At 48.2% G+C, this 25743-nt stretch carries 27 protein-coding genes and 2 riboswitches; of the genes, 7 read left to right on the top strand and 20 right to left on the bottom strand.

Annotation, left to right across the window (positions count from 1 at the left end; genetic code table 11):
- Positions 1-123: 123 nt before the first annotated feature.
- Positions 124-278: riboswitch (SAM riboswitch) on the top strand.
- Between the two features lie 83 nt (positions 279-361).
- Positions 362-2650, top strand: a complete 2289-nt coding sequence (metE, locus tag AADZ70_RS02595; protein ID WP_342007684.1) for a 5-methyltetrahydropteroyltriglutamate--homocysteine S-methyltransferase — start codon at positions 362-364, stop codon at positions 2648-2650.
- Positions 2651-2699: 49 nt separating this feature from the next.
- On the opposite strand, the gene yeiL is transcribed toward metE, so the two are convergent.
- A complete protein-coding gene (gene yeiL, locus AADZ70_RS02590; protein ID WP_016936391.1) occupies positions 2700-3371 on the bottom strand; it encodes a transcriptional regulator YeiL in 672 nt (223 codons plus the stop codon).
- An 82-nt stretch (positions 3372-3453) separates the two neighbouring features.
- On the opposite strand from yeiL, the gene AADZ70_RS02585 reads away from it, so the two are divergent.
- From AADZ70_RS02585 to AADZ70_RS02575, 3 genes are all read left to right on the top strand, one after another.
- Positions 3454-4638 (top strand): MFS transporter, encoded by a 1185-nt coding sequence (locus AADZ70_RS02585; protein WP_342007683.1) that lies wholly within the window; start codon positions 3454-3456, stop codon positions 4636-4638.
- Positions 4639-4758: 120 nt separating this feature from the next.
- Positions 4759-5229, top strand: coding sequence for a nucleoside deaminase (locus tag AADZ70_RS02580; RefSeq protein WP_342007682.1), 471 nt, complete (start codon positions 4759-4761; stop codon positions 5227-5229).
- Between the two features lie 183 nt (positions 5230-5412).
- Positions 5413-6357 (top strand): collagen-like protein, encoded by a 945-nt coding sequence (locus tag AADZ70_RS02575; protein WP_342007681.1) that lies wholly within the window; start codon positions 5413-5415, stop codon positions 6355-6357.
- 18 nt (positions 6358-6375) lie between these two features.
- On the opposite strand, the gene AADZ70_RS02570 is transcribed toward AADZ70_RS02575, so the two are convergent.
- From AADZ70_RS02570 to AADZ70_RS02555, 4 genes are all read right to left on the bottom strand, one after another.
- Positions 6376-7503 (bottom strand): glycosyltransferase, encoded by a 1128-nt coding sequence (locus tag AADZ70_RS02570; RefSeq protein WP_342007680.1) that lies wholly within the window; start codon positions 7501-7503, stop codon positions 6376-6378.
- Between the two features lie 4 nt (positions 7504-7507).
- A complete protein-coding gene (locus AADZ70_RS02565) occupies positions 7508-7975 on the bottom strand; it encodes a hypothetical protein (RefSeq protein WP_342008038.1) in 468 nt (155 codons plus the stop codon).
- Between the two features lie 21 nt (positions 7976-7996).
- The gene (locus tag AADZ70_RS02560) at positions 7997-8542 is read right to left on the bottom strand and encodes a hypothetical protein (protein WP_342007679.1); all 546 of its coding nucleotides are present in this window, start codon (positions 8540-8542) and stop codon (positions 7997-7999) included.
- Positions 8543-8683: 141 nt separating this feature from the next.
- A complete protein-coding gene (locus AADZ70_RS02555; RefSeq protein ID WP_342007678.1) occupies positions 8684-9094 on the bottom strand; it encodes an organic hydroperoxide resistance protein in 411 nt (136 codons plus the stop codon).
- A 136-nt stretch (positions 9095-9230) separates the two neighbouring features.
- Between AADZ70_RS02555 and AADZ70_RS02550 the strand changes: the two genes are divergently transcribed.
- Positions 9231-9677, top strand: a complete 447-nt coding sequence (locus AADZ70_RS02550) for a MarR family transcriptional regulator (protein ID WP_045925688.1) — start codon at positions 9231-9233, stop codon at positions 9675-9677.
- Positions 9678-9704: 27 nt separating this feature from the next.
- On the opposite strand, the gene AADZ70_RS02545 is transcribed toward AADZ70_RS02550, so the two are convergent.
- The 8 genes from AADZ70_RS02545 to AADZ70_RS02510 all read right to left on the bottom strand — a co-directional run bounded on the left by AADZ70_RS02545 (position 9705) and on the right by AADZ70_RS02510 (position 15955).
- The gene (locus AADZ70_RS02545) at positions 9705-10130 is read right to left on the bottom strand and encodes an organic hydroperoxide resistance protein (RefSeq protein WP_016936400.1); all 426 of its coding nucleotides are present in this window, start codon (positions 10128-10130) and stop codon (positions 9705-9707) included.
- 115 nt (positions 10131-10245) lie between these two features.
- Positions 10246-11493 (bottom strand): glutamate-5-semialdehyde dehydrogenase, encoded by a 1248-nt coding sequence (locus AADZ70_RS02540; RefSeq protein WP_016936401.1) that lies wholly within the window; start codon positions 11491-11493, stop codon positions 10246-10248.
- Entirely contained in the window at positions 11490-12602 is a 1113-nt protein-coding gene (gene proB, locus AADZ70_RS02535; RefSeq protein WP_342007677.1) for a glutamate 5-kinase, read from the bottom strand. Before proB ends, AADZ70_RS02540 begins: the two co-directional genes overlap by 4 nt.
- A 368-nt stretch (positions 12603-12970) precedes the next feature.
- Positions 12971-13873 carry a formyltetrahydrofolate deformylase gene (gene purU / locus AADZ70_RS02530; protein WP_016936403.1) on the bottom strand — a complete coding sequence of 301 codons (903 nt, stop codon included), beginning with the start codon at positions 13871-13873 and terminating at the stop codon, positions 12971-12973.
- A 73-nt stretch (positions 13874-13946) separates the two neighbouring features.
- Positions 13947-14261: a multidrug efflux SMR transporter gene (locus AADZ70_RS02525; protein ID WP_016936404.1), complete on the bottom strand. Its 315-nt coding sequence runs from the start codon at positions 14259-14261 to the stop codon at positions 13947-13949.
- Positions 14261-14599, bottom strand: coding sequence for a multidrug efflux SMR transporter (locus tag AADZ70_RS02520; protein WP_029575216.1), 339 nt, complete (start codon positions 14597-14599; stop codon positions 14261-14263). The genes AADZ70_RS02525 and AADZ70_RS02520 overlap by 1 nt, the downstream gene beginning before the upstream one ends.
- Positions 14600-14665: 66 nt before the next feature.
- A riboswitch (guanidine-I (ykkC/yxkD leader) is annotated at positions 14666-14775 on the bottom strand.
- 12 nt (positions 14776-14787) lie between these two features.
- Positions 14788-15333, bottom strand: coding sequence for a GNAT family N-acetyltransferase (locus AADZ70_RS02515; protein ID WP_342007676.1), 546 nt, complete (start codon positions 15331-15333; stop codon positions 14788-14790).
- 103 nt (positions 15334-15436) lie between these two features.
- Positions 15437-15955, bottom strand: a complete 519-nt coding sequence (locus AADZ70_RS02510; protein ID WP_016936407.1) for an acyl-CoA thioesterase — start codon at positions 15953-15955, stop codon at positions 15437-15439.
- 181 nt (positions 15956-16136) lie between these two features.
- Between AADZ70_RS02510 and AADZ70_RS02505 the strand changes: the two genes are divergently transcribed.
- Complete coding sequence (locus tag AADZ70_RS02505; RefSeq protein ID WP_342007675.1) at positions 16137-16997, top strand: dimethylarginine dimethylaminohydrolase family protein; 861 nt, start codon at positions 16137-16139, stop codon at positions 16995-16997.
- A gap of 69 nt (positions 16998-17066) precedes the next feature.
- Positions 17067-18116 (top strand): lactonase family protein, encoded by a 1050-nt coding sequence (locus AADZ70_RS02500; RefSeq protein ID WP_342007674.1) that lies wholly within the window; start codon positions 17067-17069, stop codon positions 18114-18116.
- 26 nt (positions 18117-18142) lie between these two features.
- Here AADZ70_RS02500 and AADZ70_RS02495 read toward each other — a convergent pair whose 3' ends face one another.
- The 7 genes from AADZ70_RS02495 to AADZ70_RS02465 form a co-directional block, all read right to left on the bottom strand.
- Positions 18143-19114, bottom strand: a complete 972-nt coding sequence (locus AADZ70_RS02495; RefSeq protein ID WP_016936410.1) for an oligopeptide/dipeptide ABC transporter ATP-binding protein — start codon at positions 19112-19114, stop codon at positions 18143-18145.
- A 2-nt stretch (positions 19115-19116) separates the two neighbouring features.
- Positions 19117-20016 (bottom strand): C40 family peptidase, encoded by a 900-nt coding sequence (locus AADZ70_RS02490; protein ID WP_342007673.1) that lies wholly within the window; start codon positions 20014-20016, stop codon positions 19117-19119.
- On the bottom strand, positions 20013-21110 hold the full coding sequence (locus tag AADZ70_RS02485) for a dipeptide epimerase (protein ID WP_342007672.1): 1098 nt from the start codon (positions 21108-21110) through the stop codon (positions 20013-20015). The genes AADZ70_RS02490 and AADZ70_RS02485 overlap by 4 nt, the downstream gene beginning before the upstream one ends.
- Positions 21111-21116: 6 nt before the next feature.
- A complete protein-coding gene (locus AADZ70_RS02480; protein ID WP_342007671.1) occupies positions 21117-22076 on the bottom strand; it encodes an LD-carboxypeptidase in 960 nt (319 codons plus the stop codon).
- A gap of 66 nt (positions 22077-22142) precedes the next feature.
- Positions 22143-23762: a peptide ABC transporter substrate-binding protein gene (locus AADZ70_RS02475; RefSeq protein ID WP_342007670.1), complete on the bottom strand. Its 1620-nt coding sequence runs from the start codon at positions 23760-23762 to the stop codon at positions 22143-22145.
- The gene (locus tag AADZ70_RS02470; RefSeq protein WP_099744351.1) at positions 23759-24790 is read right to left on the bottom strand and encodes an ABC transporter ATP-binding protein; all 1032 of its coding nucleotides are present in this window, start codon (positions 24788-24790) and stop codon (positions 23759-23761) included. The genes AADZ70_RS02475 and AADZ70_RS02470 overlap by 4 nt, the downstream gene beginning before the upstream one ends.
- 5 nt (positions 24791-24795) lie before the next feature.
- A complete protein-coding gene (locus tag AADZ70_RS02465; RefSeq protein ID WP_047475384.1) occupies positions 24796-25743 on the bottom strand; it encodes an ABC transporter permease in 948 nt (315 codons plus the stop codon).

The following is a 25743-nucleotide window of genomic DNA, read 5'->3' as shown; positions in this document are numbered from 1 at the left end:
GATTGATCCGCTTGTCAAAATCACCAATTTTTAAAATGTGAGATTTTCTATTGACAGTGATCTGAATAAGCTGATAAGATAACCAACAAATGATGTAACTTTTCAAAAAAATTGAAATATTTTCTCTTATCGAGAGTTGGGCGAGGGATTGGCCTTTTGACCCCAACAGCAACCGACCGTAATTCCATTGTGAAATGGGGCGCGTGATTTTTGCGCCGAGACGATTGTCTCCTAAGGCACGGTGCTAATTCCATCAGACGTGATCTGAGAGATAAGAGAGGCTTAAATTTTGATGTTAAAGCCTCTTTCTCTCATGAGAAAGAGGCTTTTTTGTTACATCTCACTTAAAGGAGGAGACTTAATGACTACAATCAAAACTTCAAATCTCGGTTTTCCGAGAATCGGCTTGAACAGAGAATGGAAAAAAGCGCTTGAGGCTTATTGGAAAGGAAACATTGATAAAGAAACGTTTCTTAAAGAGCTTGACGGTTTATTCTTATCAGCTGTCAAAACGCAGCTTGACCAACATATCGATATCGTGCCGGTCTCTGATTTTACTCATTATGATCATGTGCTTGATACCGCCGTCAGCTTTAACTGGATTCCGGAAAGATTCCGCAGCATCACGGATCCCGTTGATACATATTTCGCGATTGCCCGCGGTGTTAAAGACGCCGTTTCCAGTGAAATGACAAAATGGTTCAACACCAACTACCATTACATCGTTCCTGAATATGACGAAAGCATTGAATTCCGTCTGACGAAAAACAAACAGCTTGACGACTACCGCCGGATCAAAGAAGAATTCGGAGCGGAAACGAAACCTGTCATCGTCGGTCCGTACACATTCGTCACGCTTGCGAAAGGATACGAAGAATCAGAGGCGAAAGCGATTCAAAAGCGCCTTGTTCCTCTTTATGTGCAGCTGCTGAAAGAGCTTGAAGCTGAAGGCGTCAAATGGGTTCAGATTGATGAGCCAGCCCTTGTGACAGCCTCTGCTGAAGATGTCCGCGCCGCAAAAGAACTCTATGAATCTATTGCAAAAGAGCTTTCAGGGCTGAATGTCCTCCTGCAGACATACTTCGATTCGGTTGATGCATATGAAGAACTCGTTTCGTATCCTGTACAGGGAATCGGGCTTGATTTCGTGCATGATAAAGGCAGAAACCTCGAGCAATTGAAAAAGCACGGCTTCCCGAAAGATAAAGTGCTGGCAGCCGGTGTGATCGACGGCCGAAACATTTGGAAAATCGATGTTGAAGAACACCTTGATGCGGCTTTGGATATCCTCAGCCACGCTGATGTTGAGGAGTTATGGATTCAGCCTTCAAGCAGCCTTCTGCACGTGCCCGTGGCGAAACACCCTGACGAGCATCTTGAAAAGGATTTGCTGAACGGCCTGTCATACGCTAAAGAAAAACTGGCGGAACTCGGCGTCTTAAAAGAAGGGCTTCTGTCCGGCAAAGCGGCTGTCAGTGAGCAGATCGAAGAGTCAAAAGCGGCACTTAAAGCTTTGAAAGCATTCGCAACAGGAGCGAACTCAGCTCAAAAAGAAGAATTGAATCAGCTGACAGAAAAAGATTTCTCCCGCCCTGCAAGCTTTGAAGAACGATTGGCGCTGCAAAATGAATCACTCGGTCTTCCCCTTCTGCCGACGACGACGATCGGAAGCTTCCCTCAATCTGCAGAAGTGCGGAGCGCACGGCAAAAATGGCGGAAAAAAGATTGGACGGATGAACAGTATCAAGCGTTTATTAATGCGGAAACGAAGCGCTGGGTTGACATTCAGGAAGAAATCGGCTTAGACGTGCTCGTTCACGGAGAATTTGAACGGACGGACATGGTCGAATACTTTGGTGAAAAACTGGCCGGGTTCGCCTTTACGAAATATGCATGGGTGCAGTCTTACGGTTCACGCTGCGTACGTCCGCCTGTCATTTTCGGAGATGTCGAATTTATCGAACCGATGACGGTAAAAGATACGGTCTATGCCCAATCGCTGACAGAAAAGCACATGAAAGGCATGCTGACGGGACCTGTCACCATTTTAAACTGGTCATTCCCGCGCGTGGATATTTCAAGAAAAGAAATCGCCTTCCAGATCGGGCTTGCCCTCAGAAAAGAAGTAAAAGCGCTTGAAGATGCCGGTATTCAGATTATCCAAGTGGATGAACCCGCGCTCCGCGAAGGACTGCCGTTAAAAACGCAGGATTGGAATGAATATTTAACTTGGGCCGCAGAAGCTTTCCGATTAACGACGTCTTCTGTGAAAAATGAGACGCAGATTCATACGCATATGTGTTACAGCAACTTTGAAGATATTGTCGATACGATCAATGACCTTGATGCGGATGTCATCACAATCGAACACAGCCGAAGCCACGGAGGATTTTTAGAATATCTGAAAGATCATCCTTACGTGAAAGGCCTCGGACTCGGTGTATACGACATTCACAGCCCGCGCGTGCCGGCTACTGAAGAAATCTATCAAATTATCGATGATGCGCTTGAAGTGTGTCCGACAGACCGCTTCTGGGTAAACCCGGATTGCGGGCTGAAAACAAGACAGCAGGAAGAAACCGTTGCGGCATTAAAAAATATGGTCGACGCTGCGAAACAGGCGCGAAAAAAACAAGCTCAGCTTGTATAATAAAAAAACAGCCATCCCTAATGTGCGGATGGCTGTTTTTTTGGGCTTGCTACTTATTCTTCAGCGCCTCTGCAAGTTCACTTAGTGAATCATGCTGCTTAATTTGATAGCCCCGCCCTTCTTTCTGCAAATACCCTTTTTGGCAGAATTGCGTCAGCACATGCAAGAGATGACGGTAAGATACACCTAAATAATCACAAACCGTTACGTGCTTCTCTTTATAAAATCCTTCATAAGCCGTCTGCAAAATGAAATCAGCAAGCCGGTTTTCAACCGGGAACGCCAGACTTTGTGAATACTTTGAAGCCATAAGCGTTGCTTTATCACTTAAAAACTTAGCCAATTCACGCAGAAAATTCGCATCCTGCAGCAATTGCGCGCGGCAGCGGCAAATCGGCAGAGCGAAACACACAGTCTTCGCTGAGGCCTGAATGCCTTTTGTGTAATATACTTCATGTAATAGTTCCATCTCTCCGATGTAATCATTTTTGTTGATAAAATTAATTAACGATACTTTTCCGTTTTGATGGGTTACATATATTTTCGCTTTTCCTTCAATCACGTAAAATAGGAAGTCCGGCCTCATGCCCTCTTGAATAATCCATTCATCCCGCTGATATTCCCGCACTTCCATATACTCTTCAGCGGGAAAAGAAAATAAATGCGCGATTGAGTGTTTTTCTATCTGATGCCGTTTTTTCTCACCTTTATAAATTTCCATCGTCCACCCCGAAATATATGAGATATCTCATATTATCTTTACGTTTTACATGATAACATGCCAATGAAAAGGAGGAACGGGAATGAACGCATATCGCTGGATGAGTCTGCATTTTTTTAGCTTTTTTATGACATGGGGGATTTTTCTGCCCTATTGGACGGGATGGATGGTCCATATAAAAGGAGTTTCCGTATCCGAAGCCAGTTTCATTATGAGCTTAGGTCTGGCGGCAAGAGGAATTTCCACATTGCTTTTCTTTCCTTATTTATCCGGAAAATTCAGCAGCAGAGCCATATTGAACGGAGCCAGAATCGGTACATTTCTTGCGCTTTTATGTTATATTCCGGCTGACTCTTTTCTAAGCCTGCTTCTTGTCACATTAGGGCTGCATGTGTTTTATCCGGCTTTGATGCCTGCTTTGGACAGCGCTTGCGGCGTTTTGGTACAGCATAACGAATTAAGAGATTACGGGACCAGCCGGCAATGGGGGTCCGCCGGATTTGTTTCAGCCGGCGTCATCCTGTCCGTCTTTACAGGTATATTTGGAGATCAAGTGATTTTATGGGCACTGCTTTTGGGCACTCTGATATTCGTATGCCTCAGCTTTATGCATGCGCCCGCTGTTCTTTCAAAACGGCCGGAAACAGATTGTACAAAAAAAGAGGGCATGCTTGCCTTATTCCGCATCAAACATTTCGGTCTGGTGCTCGCAATCGTTATCTTGCTGCAGGCGGCACATGCGTCTTACTACAATTACGGTTATCTCTTTTTGCAGGAAATCCATGCACCCGCATATGCAATCGGAATCATCATCAACATCGCCGTTATTGCGGAGATCATTTTCTTTGCAATCGCTGACCGATGCTTTCATCAATTTACGGCTGGCGCTTTGCTTGCTTTGGCGGCGCTTGGTGCTACCGTACGCTGGGTACTCGTCTTTGCCTTTCCGCATGTCATCATTTTCTGCCTCGCGCAGACGCTGCATGCCTGTTCATTCGCGATGGGACACTATGCATTTATGAAATACTTAATTAAACATATTTCCCCTGCGCAAGTCCCGAAAGCCCAAGGCATGTATTCAGCGCTTGCGCTCAGCTGGAGCACTGCGGTATTTACTATTTTCGGAGGTTTTTTATATGAAATTGAACCCCGGTATGCCTTTATCGGAATGGTTGTTTGTACGATCCCCTCTATGCTTCTTGCCCTTTTATACAGAAAACTGGAAATGAAAAAGAGAGTTTTTGCAGGACATGCACAAGATATATAGACAAAGCTTTCTTTATATATATGATCCCATTTCCAGCTGTTATTTTGACCGATTTGCCAATGTTTTGCGATGTATCTTCAGCTATAGTTAAAGTATTCGATCAACCGAGGGGGACTTGAGATGAATCAGCACACTTCATTTTTAAAGCGGGCGGTCACGCTTGGAGTTGAGAGCGTGGATGAAGGCGGAGGGCCTTTTGGCTGCGTCATCGTTAAAAACGGCGTCATTATCGCCGAAGGGCAGAACAATGTGACATCCAGCAACGATCCGACAGCCCATGCTGAAGTAACGGCGATCCGGAATGCGTGCCGGACGCTTCAAACATATCAGCTTGACGATTGTGTGATTTACACAAGCTGTGAACCCTGCCCTATGTGTTTAGGCTCCATTTATTGGGCGAGGCCAAAAGCGGTATATTACGCATCCAGCCACTCAGATGCCTCTGATGCAGGCTTTGATGACACCTTCATATATGATGAAATCAAGAAACAGCGGACGGAGAGATCAATTCCTTTTTATCATCTCAGCTTCTCCGATCATACCGCCCCCTTTGACGCCTGGAAAACTTCCGCCCGCAAAAAAGTATATTAATCCAGAATAACCTGCTTACAACGCAGGTTTATTTTTCGTGAACGCAATTGAGTAATTAAGGTCATTCATTCAGAAAAATGGACAGCATAAGTGAATATATTGATACAGTACTGCTTTACGCTTTTTTTCGGGGACTTTATACGTAATGAAGACATTTTCTGTCAACTCATAAGGAGGGACATTGTGTCACAGCCTAATTTACCTAACATCACCCCTGTCGTGACCCATTCCAGAGACGATACCATTGACCTTCTTCTTTCATCAATTGCGATGGAAGAGCTGGGAATGGCCCATATTCTGAATGCGGAAGGAGAAAAAATCCAATACGCGCTCGGGACGATTCCCGGATTAACAGGACCGCCGTCAAGTCTTGCGGATATTTCGAACTTGAATGAGAGCGTCCGTCATACGCTTGACAGCTTAATGAAACAGGAGCTTCTTCTCGGTTCAAAATTGGACAGTATCTCAAATATTCCTGCACTGGCGGGGCCGACTGGACCGACCGGGATTACTGGGGCCACTGGCGCTGCTGGAGAAAATGGACCGATAGGAATTACCGGAGCTACAGGGGTCTCCGGGCCCACAGGCATCACTGGTGCTGCCGGAGCCATCGGACCGCCCGGAGGCACAGGTACTACTGGGGCCACTGGAGTGGCAGGGCCGACTGGACCCACTGGTATCACTGGAGCCACCGGCGCTGCGGGTGTCACCGGAACAAGTTTAACGGCGACTTCCGGATTTGCAAGTAATACGGGCGGCGGTGTTGTCGCTGTTGTTATCGGCGGCACAGCCATTTCCTTGCCGAATGATCAAAACCTTTCCGCAGATATTACGGCTAATGCTGCTAATACTGTGTTTACCGTTGCGCCGGCAGGACGGTACTATATCTCCTACCAGATTAATTTAGCAGCGGGCCAGCTTGTAAGTTCACGGGTCCTGATTAACGGCACCCCGCCTGCAAGTTCAATTATTGCACCTGCCGTGTCATTGGCAAACTTCAACAACTCCTTCATTGTGAATTTGTCAGCAGGCAGCACCATCCAGCTTCAGCTGTTCGGATTATTAGGTGAGGCGGCATTGCTTGGGGGAAGTGCCGGTGCGGCGTTGAACATTATTCGATTATCTTAACAGGAACAAAAAAAAGGATCAGGCGTTTGTCCGCTGATCCTTTTTTAATTGTGTCAGAAGTTCTTGTGCAGGTTTAAATTGAGGATTAGATTTCACGGATTTTTTGGCGTAAGCGACAGCCGTCATATCATGGTTTAATGCAGCATGGCATTTCGCCATATGATAAAAAGCTCTGAAATCGCCGGCACCTTTTAATTTTAAGTGGCCAGCATTTTCTTCTTCAATCTTCGTTCCGTTTTCAAATGCTTTGATAGCCGCTCTGTACTTTCCCAAATGATATAATATAAGGCCCTTATAATAATGAAGATTGCTGTAATCAGGATAAAGCCTGAGCACCTTTTCAATCCCTTGCTCCGCTTCTTCATACCGTTTGAGTTCAAGCAACATTGTATATTTTAAATGATACAAGAGAGACGGGGGCATTCGTTTTTCGCTTAAAAATTGAAAAATTGATCCGTTGACAAGATGTAATGCTTTTTCATAGTCTTTTATTCTGCAGCATTCGCTTGCCAAATGATAAATAAGCCACGGATCCGGATTTTCTTCTGAAAGCTCTTCATTTAAAATGCTGATATTCCGTTTATGTTTTTGTTTGATCTTTTCTTCCTGCTCCAAATAACCGTAGTGATGAATCACACAAGGAAGCGTAAAAAAAGTATTGTTTTCTTCCTCATTGGAAGAGGTAATATTTTCGTGAATTCTGCCTTGGTACAGAAGGCCTTCATGATTGCGGAACAGTCTCGGCTGCATGCTTTCAAACGCTTCATTTTCATCCAGCTGCTTCCCAGTGTAATTGATGATTTTTAAAAGACCCCGGCTCGGTAATTCATCATGAAGCAGCGAAGTGATAAAGCGGCCGCTCTCCTGATCGAGCTCTTCATCAGCGTCAAGCATTAAAATCCAATCCCCATTGGCATGCTGCAGGCCGTAATTTCTCGCCTTGGCGAAATTATTCTCCCATTCTAAATCAAACACTCTGGCCTGAAAACTTTTGCAGATATCTTTTGTATTATCTTGTGACCCGGTGTCTACAATGACGATCTCGTCCGCAATATCTTGTACACTTGATAAACACCGGGAGATATATCTCTCCTCGTTTTTTACAATCATGCAAAGCGTCAGTTTACATTCAGCATTTCCGCTCATGTTCTCACCTTTCCCGCTTTTGGAGTTGTTGATTGAACCAAGGCTTTTCAGGAGTGCCGTTCATCGTTACGAAGACTGGCCGCACCCATCTGACGGCAGGTTCGGCAGATGATGATTCCGGATCCCATTCCCGAAGCTGCCTGACCGCCCGTTTCGTAATGGGATGCGTCCGGAATTCTGGCGGGCTTTCAGAAATGAATTTTTTCGTTCGTTCCGTCACTGTCTTCATTTCATGAAAGTGCCGCTCATACATCCGCTTCTGCTCTCTTTCCATGCTGATCATTAAAAACAGCCGCCCGCCTGTTTCCGCCTGCCAGCGGCACAATGCGGAAAACAGCCTGATTTCTTCTTTGTAATTTGAATCCTTTCTTTTATCAACGGTCACAGCTAATATATGTAACAGCGCAATCGTGAGACAATGCATCGCTTCAAAAGATGTCTGTTTCGCTTTTGAGAGGCTTGGATACGGCATATGCTTCACCCATCTCTTCCTTTATGAACGCTCCCCGCCTTTTCTCCTCCATTCGCATTCCTCACAATCCTCGCACTCACAGCAGCCAATGCGGCCGTAAAACAGACCGTCGCACGGATCTTCAGGCGGAGGATTCGGAAAGCGCGGATCACATGAGTCGCTTGGATTGTCGCACCGGTCATCCGGATCATCACGATCGCAGGGTTCATCTGGGTCCCACGGGTCATCAGGATCGTCCGGGTCACTCGGATCGCTTCGGTCATCAGGATCCATGCAGGCTTCAGAATCCTGTAAGTAGATAATGTCCTCAAGCTTTGTCTGCAAAAGGAGCTGGGATTTCATGACTGTGCGCAGAAGCCGTTCGGTGCTTCGATTGATTGCTGACAATTCCCCCAGAGAAGGATCGCCGGAAGCGCTGAGAAACGTTTGAATTCGATCTGCTTCCGCCTGCAGAATATGGGATAGTCCGATTTCTTCCATAGCCACAGATGAAAGAAGGAAGTTCAAAGTCTCACATTTGGAGAGTGTAATGTCGGGGGTGATGTTCGGAATATTTGGAAGAGACATCGATTTCTCCCTCGTTTCTCTTGGTGTCATTATGCAAAAGTGCTATATCGTATTCTTATTCCAGGAGAGAAGAGTTCATTACTGATGTTTCGTTAATAAAATATCCCGGATCTTATATATCCGGGATATTCGTTCATTTATTTATTTGAGTTCAAGTTTGACGTCAACATTTCCTCTTGTTGCTTTTGAATACGGGCAGAACTCGTGAGCGGCCTGTACAAGCTTCTCCGCCGTTTCTTTATCAAGGTCTTTTGTATCAATGACGAGCGTTACGCCAATTTTGTATCCCCCGTCACCCTCATCTTTTAAAAGGCTGACCTGCCCTTCAATTTCAGAAGTCAGGTCGATATTCTGTTTTTTGGCAGCGAGCTCAAGCGCTCCCCCGAAGCAGGCAGCATATCCTGCCGCAAAAAGCTGTTCAGGGTTTGTGCCCGTTTCTCCGTCTTTTTTTGCATTCGGCATGATGATGTCAAAATCCAGCACTCCGTCTTCGGATTTAATATGTCCTGACCGTCCGCCGACTGCGGTCGCTTTTGCAGTAAATAATGCCATAATTATCAGCCTCCTCATTGTACTTATTGTTTATATTACCCATACTCATATTTTTAAACATATTAGAATAGGAAATGGGCCGTTTTTCGGCTACAATAGGGGTAACGTTAACAAACAAAGAGTTGGTGAAGAAGTTATGGCAGAAAAAGAATTTGAACATATGAAACTGGAGAATCAGCTTTGCTTTTTGCTGTATGCAAGCTCAAGGGAAATGACGAAACGGTACAAGCCGCTGCTTGATAAGCTCAATGTGACCTATCCGCAATATTTGGCGCTTCTTTTATTATGGGAGCATGAAGAACTGAATGTAAAACGGATGGGTGAGCTTTTGCACCTGGATTCAGGAACGCTGACACCGATGCTGAAACGGATGGAGCAGCGCGGAATCATTATAAGAAGGCGGTCGCCTGAAGATGAGCGCTCCGTGACGATCAGGCTGACAGATGAAGGATGGGCCATGCAGAAAACGGCGGCGGATATTCCCATTGCCATGCTGGAACAGACGGGACTGTCAAAAGAGGAATTAAAGCAGGTAAAGCAGTCGCTTTATGAGGTTTTAAGAACGCTGCACGGCGAAAAATAAGGATGCCCCGAATGGGCATCCTTATTTTTATTCTGCTGCCAGAAGCTTTACTTCTATATTTCCCGCCGTCGCTTTTGAATACGGGCAGACACCGTGCGCTTTTTGGATAAGTGCTTCCAGCTCCTGTTTCTCAATGCCGGATGCGTTAACCTCAAGCGTAACGCCGAGTTTATATCCTTGATCTGCTTCATCTTTCAGCAGACTGACATGCGCAGTGACTTCTGTTTCAATACTCAGGCGCTCTTTTCTCGCTACGAGCTGAAGGGCGCTGTCAAAGCAGGCTGAGTACCCTGCAGCAAACAGCTGTTCAGGGTTTGTGGCGTGTTCGAGACGTTTCGCTCTTGGCGTTCCCGGCATGGCAACATCAAGATTCAGCACACCGTCAGAAGACGTGACTTTTCCCTCCCGTCCGCCGGCGGCTGATACTGTTGCTGTAAATAATGGTTTTGTCATGTGAATTCACCTCTTTTATATTTTGTGCAATTTAATTCTACACAATACAAATTAACTCGTCAATCTTTCTGTATAAAAAAAAGCCTACCCTTTTTTTCAGGATAAGCTTAATAGACTATACTCGGATTTGTCCGTTTCCTTTGATGATGATTTTTGTAGAGGTTAACGCCGGAAGCCCCATCGGCCCTCTCGCGTGAAGCTTTTGCGTGCTGATGCCGATTTCGGCTCCGTATCCGAATTCAAAGCCGTCTGTAAACCGGGTTGAAGCATTATGATACACGGCAGCGGCGTCTACGGCCGTCTGGAAGTATGCGGCATGCTCGCCGTTTTCCGTCAGAATGGCTTCTGAATGGTTTGTGCCGTACTGCTGAATATGGCGGACCGCCTCCTGTACGTCCTGCACCGTTTTTACACTGAGAATCGGCGCCAGGTATTCCGCTCCCCAATCGGCCTCTTCGGCTTGTTTCGCTGCAGGCTCCAGTCCGCAAATCACCTGATCTCCGCGAAGCTCCACCCCTTTTTCTGTCAGCTGGCGCAACAGTTTTCGCCCGTGTTCTTCCGCCCATTTTTCATGAATCAAAAGAGATTCAATCGCATTGCAAACGGAAGGACGCTGTGTTTTGGCGTTGATGACGACTTCTCTTGCCATATCTGGATCTGCTGACTCATCTATGTACACGTGGCAGTTTCCCGCTCCGGTTTCTAACACGGGTACGGTGGATTCCCTGACCACAAGATCAATTAAATTTTTGCCGCCGCGCGGGATCAATACATCCAGACCGTCATTTAATGTAAAGAGCTGTTTCGCGGTTTCTTTGCTTGTATCTTCTATGAGCTGAATGGCATCAATCGGAAGCTTTGACAGCCCGAGTGCGCGTTTCATCACACTGACAAGCGCTATGTTGCTGTGGATGGCTGAAGAACTTCCTCTGAGGACAACCGCGTTTCCGGTTTTCAGGCAGAGTGTAGCAGCATCTACGGTAACATTCGGTCTGGCTTCATAGATCATACCCACTACTCCGAGGGGCACACGGATTTTTTCAATGAATAATCCATTCTCTTTTTGAATGGTCTCCAATGATTCACCGACGGGATCTTCAAGACCGATTAACAGTTCCACAGCGTCCGCTATATCGAGCAGGCGTTTTTCATCAAGAGTCAGCCTGTCAATAATGTCAGCTGTCAATCCTCTTTTCTGTCCTGCTTCAATGTCTTTCTGATTCTCTGTTAAAATCAGCTGCCGTTCATTTCTGAGTCCGTCTGCGATACATTGGAGCGCTTCGTTTTTTTCAGCCGTCGTTTTCATGACCATTTCGGCAGCGGCTTCTTTTGCCAAGGCTGCTTTTTGCAATACTTCACTCATTTGTTTTCCCCCTCGTCAAATAAATTCACCCAATCATCTCTGTGAATCACTTCCACCTGCTTCGTGCCCGGAAGCTGATCGCTCCGCTTCCCTTTAGCTTCTAAAATCTCATCGGATGAGTAAAGCGTCTGGCCTTTTCCGATGATGCCGCCGGGCCCTCTGACTTCCACCACAGCCCCTTTCGGAAAACTGCCGCAGACATCGGCGACACCGGCCGGGAGCAGACTTGACCCGTTATGGATCATCGCCTGCTCCGCTCCCCCATCAATGATGATTTCCCCTGATATCGGAGAATGAAACATGATCCATTGCCGTGTATTATTCACTGAGGACAGCTCTTTATCGCCGATATATGTGCCGTCACCTTTTCCGTCTAAAATCACCCTCAGTTTTTCCCGCCCGAAGCCGGTGCCGATAAACACCTTCACTCCGAGCGACAATGCGGTCTGGGCGGCGAGAAGTTTTGACTTCATGCCGCCGGTGCCGACCTTTGAGCCTGTTGATCCGGCATACCCGAGCAATTCAGGTGTGATGTCATTCAGATAGTCAAACCGCTTTGCGTCCGGGTTTTCATTCGGATTGGCATCGTACAGGCCGTTAATGTCTGTGAGAATCACTAATTGGTCTGCATGAATCAAACCGCTCACAAGCGCCGACAGCATGTCGTTATCACCGAACGTCAGCTCTTCAACAGATGTGGAATCATTTTCATTGATAATCGGCACGACTCCCCGCTCCAGCAGCTCCATTACCGTAGCGTACGCATTTCTGTACCGCTCTCTTTTTGAGAAATCATTTCTTGTTAATAAAATTTGCGCCGGCGTCAGTCCGTATCTTTTTAAATGGTCCATGTATTGCTGCATTAAAAGCGTCTGGCCGACCGCGGCAGCCGCCTGCTTTCCTTTTATCGTAACGGGGCGCGACGGATAGCCGAGAGCGGAAAAACCCGCGGCCACAGCGCCTGAGGTAATGAGAATGACTTCATGCCCGTCTTCTTTTAATAATGAAATGGCTTCCGTATGCTCTTTGATTTTGGTTTCATCAATGCTTCCGTTACTGTTGGTGAGCGAGCTGCTCCCGATTTTCACAACAATTCTTTGCTTTTTCATCGTTTCTCCTCCGTGGCAATCAATCCAAACCGGCTTTCTTCAATAAAAAAAGCCCATTCCGTCCTGAAAAATAAGGACGAAATGGGCTTTCCGTGGTACCACCTTGTTTGAACGCGTTTTGCACGCGTCCCGCTTTCCTGTAACGCCAGGTTATCGCGCCTGAGTTTTCCCCTCAGGACTCCAAGGCAGGTTCGGCAGGTTTCATGCGGCAAAATGTTTCAGCGGGCCATTTTGCTCTCTGTCACAGAAATTTCTGCGTACTGATCCTCTTCAACGCTCAATGATTTTTTTATATTATGCAAAGAAAAAAGGTTCTTGTCAAGACATTTTTATCCATAAAAACAGCCCGCCTCCCCGGCGGACCGTCATTAATTAAATACGATGGTTTTGTTTCCGTGAACGATGACACGGTCTTCCAAGTGCCATTTTACGGCTCTCGCCAACACGCTGCGCTCAATGGTTCTGCCGATATTCTTCAGATCCTCCGCGTGATCTCTGTGATCGACGCGTTCGATATCCTGTTCAATAATCGGACCTTCGTCAAGATCGTCCGTCACATAGTGAGATGTCGCCCCGATTAATTTCACTCCGCGCTCATAAGCCCGTTTATACGGATTGGCGCCGATAAAGGCCGGCAGGAATGAATGGTGGATATTAATAATCCGATTCGGATGGGCAGATACAAAATCAGACGTCAAAATCTGCATGTAGCGGGCAAGAACGATCACATCAATCTCATATCGCTCCAGCAGCTCAAGCTGGCGCCGCTCCACTTCGGCGCGGATGTCTTTGTTAGCTTTCATGTAATGGAACGGAATATTCAGCGGCTCGACCACTTCTTTCGCCTCTTCATGGTTGCTGATGACGACCGCAATTTCGGCCATCATATTGCCGCTTTGCCACTCCCAAATGAGTTCATGAAGGCAGTGCAGCTCTTTGGATACAAAGATCGCCACGCGCTTCAGCTCACTTGCCAGAGAGAGGCTCCATGTCATGCCGAATGTCTGGGCGATTGAAGCGAACGCCTGCTTTAAATCCTCTTTTTTCTCACGAATGCCCTTGCAGTCGAATTCAATCCTGAGAAAAAAACGTCCGCCTTCAGGGTCAGTCGTATATTGATTTGATTCAATAATATTTGCACCGTGGTCAAACAAAAACGCGGACACAGCCGATACAATTCCCGGCTGATCGGGGCAGCTGACAAGCAGGCGCCCTTTTTCCTCATTCCCGTCGCGGTATTCTTTCAGCCGCTGTGTCATATATGAATTCATATGCTTTAATCCCTCGTATCTTCATAATTCGTAACTTATTATAGATTATACTGAAAATTTGATAAAAATCAATTTACGAAAGAATTTTCAGCCCTGCGGCTGCGCACAAAATAAGCGCAATGAAAAAGATGCGCTTCGCATCCTTCTGCTCGCCGTAGAAAAGAATGCCGGCTAAAGCGCCGCCCGCCGTGCCGATACCGGTCCAGATCGCATAGGCCGTTCCCATCGCAATCGTCTCCATCGCATAAGAAAGCAAGGAAAAAGAAGCCGCAAAGCCTGCGATAATGAAAAGAATCCATTTGACTTTCTTTTCTTTTTGAAATTGATTCATCAAAATGACCCCGAGCATTTCACAAAGGCCCGCGGCTATCAGGCTGATCCAATGCATTACGCCTTCTCCTCCTTCGTCTCAGGCTTATCCTGCGTCACCAGCTTTAATCCGATAACACCGATCAGCAAAACGCCGATCAGCACGATTTTCACCGGATCGGCCTGCTCTTTGAAAAGCAGAATTTCACTGAGCACGGTGCCGGCTGTTCCGAGCCCTGTAAAGACCGCATATACCGTTCCTACGGGCAGGCTGTCTGTCGCCTTGATTAATAGATAAAAACTGATGATGATTCCCGTAATCGTGGCGCTCCACGCCAGTGCCGAATCAGCATGTTTCAGTCCGGTGACCCATACCACTTCAAATACGGCGGCTATGACCACTAAACCCCATTTCATGTTCTTCACCCTTTCTTGTTCCGGACAATACAAAAAAGCCCGGATAGTCGTCTCACATGAGATTGACTCTCCCGGGCTTTTTTCCCTCCGTGTGCATATGCGGGAAGATGTCCGCATATGTGTTTTCTCTCGGACCAGGCCATGTATGAACATGCGGAACCCTAGAAAACATGTCTGTTCGTATCATACTACACTTCGCTGAAACGTTCAATGTCAGATGTAATATCAAAAACCGTCAGCTGCCTTTCCCATTTGTTAACGGTCTCGCCCGGCACCATGCCGATTTTTTCCGCGACGCGGACGGAAGCAAGATTATCCAGGTCAATCAGCGCCGCGATGCGTCCGTATTGTTTCGTGTGAAAACCATACTTCAGACAGGCTTTCGCAGCCTCTGTCGCATAACCGCATCCCCAACGGCTGCGGGCAACCATATAGCCGATTTCCATCAATGTGTTTCCGTTTACCGTCTGCGGAACGATTCCGCATTGACCGAGAAATGCGCCCGTCTCTTTATCCTCTGCGATCCAAAGACTGACGCCGTATCCTTTGGCCAGCCGTTTGTTCCAGGCGATCCATTCCTTTGTTTCACGCCTGCTTTTAAGAGAAGGATAATATTTCATGACCTCTTTGTCGGTAAACAGCCCGTACAAATTTTCTTCATCGTCATCCCGCATGGTCCGCAGGCGGATACGCCCGGTTGTCAGGATGGTGCCGGAAGATTTATGTTTCATCATACACGCCACGCTCCTTTCCCTGTAATAGATTATGGATCCGGCGGGAAAAGTCCTTTTTCAGCGTAAAAAAACCGCTTTTAAAAAAAAGCGGTTTGGCGATTGATTACCAAGGCTTATCTGTTCCGAGCGCCTCAGCCAGGGCCTTGCTGTGTTTTAAGCGGTTTTTTCGTTCTCCGGCGCGCTGAACGGCCGTCTTGTGAAGCATGATTTCTTCCTCGGTTTCCGGCACGATTCGCGGAACGGGCACCGATTTCCCGTTTGAATCGAGCGCGACAAATGTCAGAAACGACGTTGCCGCAAGCTCGCGTTCACCCGTCATCAGATGCTCTTTAATGACTTTGACAAACACCTCCATAGACGATGTGCCGACCCATGTGACGTAGGATTCAAGACATACGGAATCCTGTTGGCCGATAGGGCGCAAAAAATCTACAGAGTCCATTGAGGCCGTGACTGTTTCACATCGGCAGTGACGGGCCGCGGAAATTGAGGCGATGTCATCTATGTAGCTCATCAGCTTTCCGCCAAACAGTGTATTGTGATTATTCGTATCGAGCGGAAAAACCCTGCTTGTCTTGACAACCCTTGTTTCTTTGCAAAACCTTGATTCTGGCAACTTCATATGATTTAAACTCCCCTTTGTGTCTGGTCGTACTGCATCTGTACCTTATTAAACAATAATTTGACCATTTTGTCTAAAATTTTAAATGTTAAGTTGGTTAGATATTCTATCAGAAATGTTTCATTATTCATCGCATCCGGGAATAATAAACGCACATTGATTACTGATAGGAGGCTGTCACATGGACGTATCCATTCCCAAATCCACACAGAAACCGGCATGCCGAAGTGAATATGATGCTTTGAAGACCGTTATCTTATGCCGGCCGGAACACATGGCCATCAAAGATATTATTAACGGAACACAAAAACATTTCAAACAAGAAAATATTGACATCCCCGCCGCCCTCAAACAGCATGATGCATTTATTGACATTTTAAAATCCCATCAGATTGAAGTCGCCCTGCTTCCCGCCGATCCCGGTTTGCCCGAGCAGATATTCACCCGGGATATCGGATTTGTCTTAGGAGAGACGGCGTTTATTTCAAGCATGGCGGCTTCAGTCAGGCAGGGAGAAGAAAAAGTCTTTCAAAACCTGCTTGACGAGGAGAACATCCCTTATACGCGGCTCAGAAAAGCGAACATTGAAGGCGGCGACGTCATGATCGCAGACGGCACCGTTTATGCCGGGCTGAGCGAGCGCACGGATAAAACGGCTGTCCGGGAGCTGCAGGAAGCGCTGCCGGAGATGACCGTTGTGCCGATCCCTCTCAAGGAGGATTTCTTACATTTGGACTGTGTATTTAATATGATCTCGGAAACGGAGGCGCTATACTGCAAAAATGGCTTGGGACAAAAAGAAATTGATCTTCTCGCCGAACGTTTTGAGCTGATAGAAGTGCCTGAAGAAGAGCAATTTACGCTCGGCCCGAATATCCTGTCCATCGGGAATCAGACAATTATCAGCCTGCCCCAGCACCGTCATACGAACCGCGAGCTCAGAAAAAGAGGATATAAAGTCATTGAAACCGAGTTTTCCGAAATTATTAAATCAGGCGGTTCCTTCCGCTGCTGCACCCTTCCGCTTGTCAGAACATCTTAAACATTTACAAGGCAGTTTCCTTCAAGATACGTTAATATAGAGAAGACAAGACTTAAAGGGGGAAACCGAATGGCTAAGTACATAGGATATGCGGGAACATATACAAAAGGCGGAAGCGAAGGCATTTATTGTTTTGAACTTGATACAGAAGCGAAACGGCTCAGCCGGCCGAAGCTGGCTGCAAAGCTCGGCAACCCGACGTACGTCACACCGAACTCTGATAACAGCATGCTGTATTCCATTGAAAAAGCAGACGGTAAAGGCGGCGTGGCAGCCTATCAGATTCATCAGAACAGCGGGGAATTAACTTTTGTGAACCATCAGCTGATTGAAGGCCCGTCACCGTGCCACGTCAGCATTGATGAGAAACATGAATATGTTTTAACCGCGAATTATCACAGCGGAAAAGTGCACGCCTTTCCGGTCAATAAGGACGGAAGCCTGCGGGAGCCGGGAGCCGAAGCCGCTCATACGGGGACTGGCCCTCATGAAAGACAAGAGAAACCGCATGCCCATTTCGCGGGCTATACACCTGAGCATAACTACATTGCAGCCCTCGATTTAGGGACGGATACGCTGTATACGTACCAAATGAAAAACGGTGCGCTCACTGAGGTGAAAACCCATTCTTTCGCACCCGGTTCAGGGCCGCGCCACATCGTTTTCCATCCGGCGGAGAAATATGCCTATGTCATGACGGAAATCAGCAATGAAGTCATTGTGCTTGAATACAACCCGACCTTAGGTGAATTCAGAGAGCTGCAGGTCATTTCCGCTTTGCCAGAAGGATTTACGGACAAATCGCAGGGCAGCGCGATCCGCATATCTAAAGACGGCAGATTTCTTTATGCCGCCAACCGCGGACATGACAGCATCGCCATCTTTAAGGTCAACCAGTATTCCGGTGAATTGTCTCTTCTTGAATGGGTGCCGACAGAAGGAAACTGGCCGCGTGATTTCGCGTTTGATCCGTCCGAAACATTCCTTGTCGCGTCTAATGAAGAAACGGGAAATCTGGTTTTGTTTGAACGCGACTCCGAAACGGGCGGACTGACTCTGCTTCAATCCGACGTACCGGTTCCGTATCCGGTCTGCGTGTCATTTCTCCATCAGGTTTAATCAAAAAGAAAGCTGACGGCATAAGGTCAGCTTTCTTTTTTGTATAAGTGGCAGGCGACAAAACGCCCTGTCTTCACTTCCTCAAGCTCAGGCGTGATTCTGCCGCAGATCTCCATCGCTTCAGGACATCGCGTCCTGAACACACAGCCGCTCGGCGGGTTAAGGGGACTCGGCAGCTCCCCTTTCAGAATGATCCGTTCACGCTTGTCCTCAAGAAGCGGATCAGGAATCGGGATTGAGGATAAAAGCGCCTTCGTGTAAGGGTGAAGCGGTTCCTTATAAAGCGCAGCGCTTTCTGTGATTTCCATCATGCGCCCCAAATACATCACGCCGATCCGGTCGCTGATGTGCTTAACCATTGATAAATCGTGGGCTATAAATAAAAATGTCAGCCCTTTCTCTTTCTGAAGCCTTTTTAAAAGGTTGACGACCTGGGCCTGTACGGACACATCAAGCGCGGAAATCGGCTCATCCGCCACAATAAACTCGGGGTGCAGAGAAAGCGCTCTGGCAATCCCGATTCTCTGCCTCTGTCCGCCGCTGAATTCGTGGGGATACCGGCTGCCGAAATCCGGATGAAGCCCGACAGATTCAAGCAGTTCATCGGCCATCATCAGCCGGGCTTTACGGGTATTGTAAAGATTATGGATTTCCATCGGCTCCATAATAATTTCACGTACGGTCAAACGCGGATTTAACGAGGCGTACGGGTCTTGGAAAATCATCTGCAGCTTACGGAAGAGGACGGACCGCTGTTCTGCCGCGGCACGGTGTATGTCCGTTCCTTCATATGATACCGAACCGGCCGTCGGGTCATACAGACGGAGAATAACTCTTCCGAGCGTCGATTTACCGCATCCCGATTCTCCGACGAGTCCGAATGTTTCTCCTCTTTGAATGTGAAAACTGACACCGTCGACTGCTTTGACGGCTTTCTTTCTTCCGGCGTCAAAATGCATTTTCAGCCCGCTGACTTCAAGGAGCGGAGATGCCGTCATATTCATTCCCCCTTTTCGCTTATACAGCGGCGTACGGTGCATAATTCTTTTTCATAGACGGTTCCTTTCAAACGCAGCACTTCGATGGCTTTTCCCGTTTTCGGGGAGTGCAGCATCCTGCCGTCTCCAAGCGCCAAACCGACATGGTGGATCGCGCCTTTCCCTTCTTCATAGGCGAAAAACAAAAGGTCAGCCGGCCGGATATCGTTTACTTCTGCACCGCATCCCGCTTTTGCCTGGTCCCGGGCATCTCGGGGAAGGGTATAGCCGTTTGCTTTAAATATCGAATACATCAATCCGGAGCAGTCAAACCCGAAACCGCTCAGTCCTCCCCATAAATACGGAAGTCCAAGAAACATCATGCCCGTTTCAATGACATCTGCGGCCCGCCCTTCCGTATGCCGAAATTCGTCTGCGTCAGCTTCATTTATGAGCCGTTCCCCGAGCGGCGTCATCACACGAAAAAAGCCTTTTTCACGTCCTGATGCCGGAAGACGCGTTAAGAAACTCACTTCAAAGTCCGGTTCGCCGTTTGTGTGATATAAAAAAGCTGTCGGTTTGGTAATCCAGACGGCGGGAGAAGATGTTTGAAAGCCGGATGCTGAAAGCTGGCTTTTCTTCATCCAGCCCGGATATCCGCGCGCGTCCTTTTTTGAAGGCTGACCGGGAACGGCAACAAAAGCCCATTCTCCTTCTTCTTTGAGAATGATCACCTCTTCCCCGAAGAGCACTTGCGTTTGGACAAGATTGTCCGTGCATAATCGGAGCCGCTCTTCATATCCCATAGCCGCCAGCCATTTTCTGATCTTGGGCGGGTTTTCGAGCATCGGCGCATCATGCGAACGGGGAGATGACGGCAGCGTCCATATGTTGGCTGCCGCCGCTGTTACGGCTGCTCTCATTGTTTCGCCTCCTCTTGCACCGACACACCGGTAATGCCGAGACCCGGTTCATCGGGGATCGTAATCTGGCTGCCGCTGTATATGATGCCGCCTTTAATGAGATCATTTTTCAGCATAAGCGGCGCATCAAAATCAAACTTTGTCACATTGCGTTTGCCCGCTGCAAAATGGGCTGCGGCGGTGATGCCGAGCTTGGTCTCAATCATGCTGCCGACCATGCATTCCACCCCGCACGTTTCCGCCATCGCATTGATTGTTTCCGCCTGCTTGATGCCGCCCGCTTTCATCAGCTTAATATTGATTAAATCGGCGCTTCTTGTCTGCAGCACGTGAAAGGCCTGACGGGGCGTAAACACGCTCTCATCCGCCATAATCGGCGTGTCTACGGCATCGGTGACCTGCTTCAGCCCGCCGATATCGTCTTTGTGAACAGGCTGTTCGACAAGCTCAATGCCGAGTCCGGCGTCTTCCATCTTTCGGATCGCGGTCACGGCTTCTTTCGGCGTCCAGCCTTGATTCGCGTCCAGTCTCAGTTTGACGTTTGCGCCGACACGTGATCTGACCGCCTGAATCCGCGCCACATCGTCTGATATGTCACCTATGCCGACTTTTATTTTTAAAATACGAAACCCTTTATTTACATAATGGTCCGCGTCCCCCGCCATCTCCTCTGGAGAATTGACGCTGACGGTAAAATCCGTTTCCAGTGTATTCCGATAGCCGCCGAGCAGCCGGTAAAGCGGCTGCCCGTGCATTTGCGCCCATCCGTCATATACAGCCATATCTACAGCGGCTTTTGCGCTTTGATTTCTTTCCAACAGCCGGCTGATATCATACAGCACAGCTTCCATGCCGGAAAGGCTCCGCCCCAAGAGAGCGGGCTTCAGCACATCGCAGACTGCGCTTTCAATACCGGCCGCGCTGTCGCCTGTAATCACAACCGTCGGCGGTGCCTCGCCCCATCCGGTCAGACCGTTGTCAAATGTGAGCTTCACAATGACAGATTCAGCATAGTAAACCGTGCGCAAAGCGGTCTTAAACGGCTTTTTCAGCGGGACGGATACCCGCCCCGTTTGAATATCTGTTATCCTCACGCCTGATCACTCCTTTCCGGAAACCCCCGATTCAATCGTTACCGCTTTGGCCGCCGTATCCATAACCGCGCGGGCTCCGATCGGAACGGCGAAGCTCGGTGAACAATGACCGATTTTAAAGCCTTTAAGCGCAGGCTTTCCTGATTTGACAATGTAATCGTTCAGCACTTGCTCTAAAGTAAGAGATTTTTCTTTATTCTTCGGTTCGCATTGGTGAAAATCACAGACCAGAATTCCTGCCGCGTCTGACAGTTTTCCGGCCATTTTTAATTGATTCAGCATTTTGTCGATTTGATACGGCTCCTCATCAATATCCTCGATAAACAGCAATTTGTTTTTTGTATCAATTTCAAACGGCGTGCCGAGTGTCGATGTAATGAGGGACAGATTGCCGCCCGCAAGCTCTCCCTCGGCTCTTCCGTCTGTCAGCACCTCTAATGGGGAAATGTCCTCCGTATAGGTGAATTCCGTTTCTGCGAAAAGCTGGTGATATGACGCCTTTGTCAGCGGATCAGCATCATCAAGCCCGACATCCGTACTCAGCATCGGGCCGTGAAATGTGACGAGCCCCGTATTTTGATGAATGGCGGTATGTAAAAACGTAATATCGCTGTATCCCCAGAAAATTTTCGGATTGCGGCGGATTAAGCCGAAGTCCATATCAGCGGCAATGCGGCCCGTGCCGAATCCTCCGCACGCGCATATCACTGCTTTGACTTTCTGATCGCTAAACATGTCATGAAGATCATCGAGACGCGCGCGGTCCTCTCCCGCCAAATAGCCGTGACGGGCTTTCAGCGCCCGGCCGAGTTTCACTTGAAGACCAAGCTCATCTTCTAAAAAAAGCAGCGCATTTTGCAGCGTCCCGCTCTCAGGCGGGCTCGCAGGGGCAATCACACCGACCGTGTCGCCTTTTTGCAGTGCTTTCGGTTTATGGTTCATGGCTTTTTCAATCTCCTTTTCCATGGATTGAAAAGTGAAACAGACCGCTCCTTTACCGTCAAAAGAGCGGTATTTGTTTCCGTTGTGATATCAGGACTTTTCCGCCCATTTCAGATCAATGTAACCGACGGGATGCCGGACAATGCCTTTCACACCGCTGTTCTGCAGATGCACCTGATTGTAAAAATAAATCGGAATGATCGGTGCCTCGTTCATGAGCAGCTTTTCCGCTTTATGCATGAGCGCAAAACGTTTTTTTGCATCGGCTTCCTGTTTTGCCTGCTTAATATATTCGTCGTAATCCGCGCTGCCCCAGCCTGTGCGGTTCATGGAATTCCCCGTCTGGAAAGCTTCAAGAAAACTGATCGGATCTGCGTAATCCGGTAAAAATGAGCTTTGAGAAAACTGGAACTTCAGTCCTTTCTGCTCCTCTAAAAAGACGTTCCATTCCATATTGGCGAGCTTAATGTCTATACCGAGCACACTTTTGAGCTTCTGCTGTATCGCTTCCGCTATTTTCTTATGCTCCGGTTTTGTGCTGTATGTCAGTGTGACATCAGGCAGCTTGTCATAATGCTCTTCTGCCATGCCCTTTTCCAGCAGTTTTTTGGCTTCTGATTCATTCGGGGTTAATAAACTGCCGCCCGCTTCGCGGAAATCTTTCCCGTCAGGCTGCGTAAATCCGGGAGATACGAAAGCATGCGCCGGCTTTTCCCTGTTTTTGGTCACATAATCCGTGATTTCTTTTTGATCAATGGCTGCAGCAAACGCTTTTCTGATCTTTTCATTTTGGAACGGCTCCATTTTTACGTTAAAGCGATAGAAATAAAGTCCGGCCTGATCCCACGTGTGGACGTTTTTTCCGCCCATCAGCTGCTCACTCAGTTCTGCCGGCACGAAAGCGGTATCCAAATCCCCCGACTGGAACATTTGATAGTCTGTATTCCGGTCACTGACCATCGCCCATGTGACTTGATCCAGTTTCACCGTCTTTTTATCCCAGTACGTCTCGTTTTTGACCATCGTCATGCTGTCATCATGCTTCCATTCCGTCAGCTTGAACGGTCCGTTGCCGACAAAGGTTTTCGCTTCAGTGAACCATTTCGGATCAGCCTTGGCGGCCCTTTCATTAATCGGGAAATACGCCGGATTGGACACGACGCTCAGAAAATAATCCTGCGGTGCCGCCAATGTGACGACCAGTGTTTTTTTATCTTTTGCCTCAACTTTCACGTCTTCTTTTTTGCCTTTTCCGCTGTTAAATTCTTCCCCGCCTTTGATCATGTAGCCGAGAAACGCGGAAGATGCGCCCGTTTTCGGATCAAGCATCCGTTTCCAGGCGTAGACGAAGTCCTCCGCCGTGACTGGATCGCCATTTGTCCATTTGGCATTATCACGGATATTGAAGGTATATGTCAGCTTATCAGCGGACACCTTCCAGCTTTCCGCCATGGCCGGTTCGGGCTTATTATCTTTTCCAAGCCTCGTTAAGCCTTCCATGATGTTATTCAGCGGCTGCCAGGAAGCATTATTAAATCCGATCGGCGGATCAAGTGAGGTCGGCTCATTTTCGTTATTGAGCCGGAGCACCGTTTCGCCCCCCTGTTCTTTTGCTTTGCCGGGTTCTGTCCCCGCCTGCTCATTGGCCGTACAGCCCATCAAAGCAAACGAAACAACAGCAATCACTCCGATCGCCCATCTCTTTTTCATTTAAATCCCCCTTTTTCCTCTGCTGCCGTCAGCTGTTTGTGCTTCAGCCGCTCTGCACGGTGATCCTGAAGCCAGCAATTGACGAAATGGCTTTTGGATTTCACGGTTGTTTCCGGATATACCTTTTCACAGACGATCATCCTGTCCGGACAGCGGGCGGCAAACGGACAGCCCGGCGGCGGATCGAATAAATCAGGCGGAGTCCCGTCAATCGGCGAAAGCTCACTGTCCTCCATATCCAGCCGCGGCACTGAGCGGAGCAGCCCCTTTGTGTAGGGATGAGCCGGCCGGTAAAAAATATCATGCCTCGTGCCGATTTCGGCGATTTTTCCCGCATACATGACGGCGACCCTGTCAGCGGTTTGAGCGACAACACCGAGGTCATGTGTGATCAGAATAATAGATACGCCTGTTTTTCTTTGAATCTTCTTAAATAATTCAAGGATTTGCGCTTGAATCGTCACATCAAGAGCCGTTGTCGGTTCATCGGCGATCATGATTTCCGGCTCACAGATCAGCGCCATCGCGATCACGATCCGCTGCCGCATGCCCCCGCTTAATTGGTGAGGATACTGCTTCAGGCGGGATTTCGAGTCAGGGATTCCGACCAGATCCAGCATAGCGAGAACCTCGGATTCAGCTTTTTTTCTCGTCATGGCGCGGTGTTCCAACAGCGCTTCCGAAAGCTGATCCCCTATGGTCAACGTCGGATTGAGCGCCGTCATCGGGTCCTGAAAAATCATAGAAATGTCGCGCCCCCGAATTGCCCGCATTTCCCGCTCCGTCATTTGGCAAAGGTCTTTCTGTTTAAATTGTATGCTTCCGGATTCAATCTTTGCCGAATGTTTCGGAAGAAGACCCATCACGGCTTGTGACGTCACGCTTTTTCCGCAGCCCGATTCACCGACGATCGCAAACGTTTCACCTTTATATAAATCAAAGCCGACGCCTCTGACGGCTTTTACGGTGCCGCCGTATGTCGAAAAAGTAACATGCAGATTTTGAACTGAAAGAATTGGCTGCGTCATTTTTCCTACCTCCTCAGTTTCGGATCTAACGCGTCCTGCAAGCCGTCTCCAAGCACGTTAAACGCGTACATCGTTAAGGAAATGAAAAAGGCGGGGAAAAACAGCCGCCACCAATGGCCTGATAAAATCGCCGGAAGCCCGTCGTTTGCCATGACGCCCCAGCTTGCAAACGGCGCCTGAATGCCGAGTCCGAGAAAACTTAGAAATGATTCCGCAAAAATCGCCGCCGGCACCGTCAGCGTCATTTGGACAATAATGGCTCCCATCGTATTCGGCAGCAGATTTTTCTTAATGATCCGAAATGTTTTCGCTCCAAACGTTTTCGAAGCAAGCACGTGTTCATCATGCTTCATCCTCAGTACCTGCCCTCTGACAATCCGCGCCATGCCGACCCATCCCGTCACGGTCAGAGCGACGATGATGGAACCGAGCCCCGGTCCCATCAGCACCATTAACAAAATGACAACGAGCAGATACGGCAAGCCGTAGAGAACTTCGATGATTCTCATCATGGCGCTGTCTGTCCGCCCACCTTTGTAGCCGGCGACGCCTCCGTAAATGACGCCGATCAAAAAGTCGATCAACGCCGCCATCACACCGACAAATAAAGAGATCCTCGCTCCGTACCATGTTCTTGTAAACACGTCCCGCCCAAGCTCGTCGGTTCCGAACCAATGTGAAAAAGACGGCGGAAGATTCTGCTCGGCGAGCGTCTGCCTCGTCACACTGTGCGGTGATATCAGCGGACCGAACACTGCTGAAAGAAACAGGCAGCATAAAATCACAAGGCCGGCCATCGCCAATTTGTTCTTTTTAAGCCGCCGCCACGCATCCTGAGTGTAAGACAGGCTCGGACGCTTCACCGACTCGGTTTCACCCTTTCTTTCCATGCCCGGCTGAAACCAGTCATCTGGCACTTCTGTGTGTTTTACCGTTTCTTGCGGGAGACTCAT

The sequence above is a fragment of the Bacillus sp. YBsi01 genome (assembly GCF_038406745.1).
In the GTDB taxonomy this organism is placed as follows: domain Bacteria; phylum Bacillota; class Bacilli; order Bacillales; family Bacillaceae; genus Bacillus; species Bacillus siamensis.
Note: the sequence above shows the minus strand (reverse complement) of the source record. Positions and strands in the feature narration are given on the sequence as shown.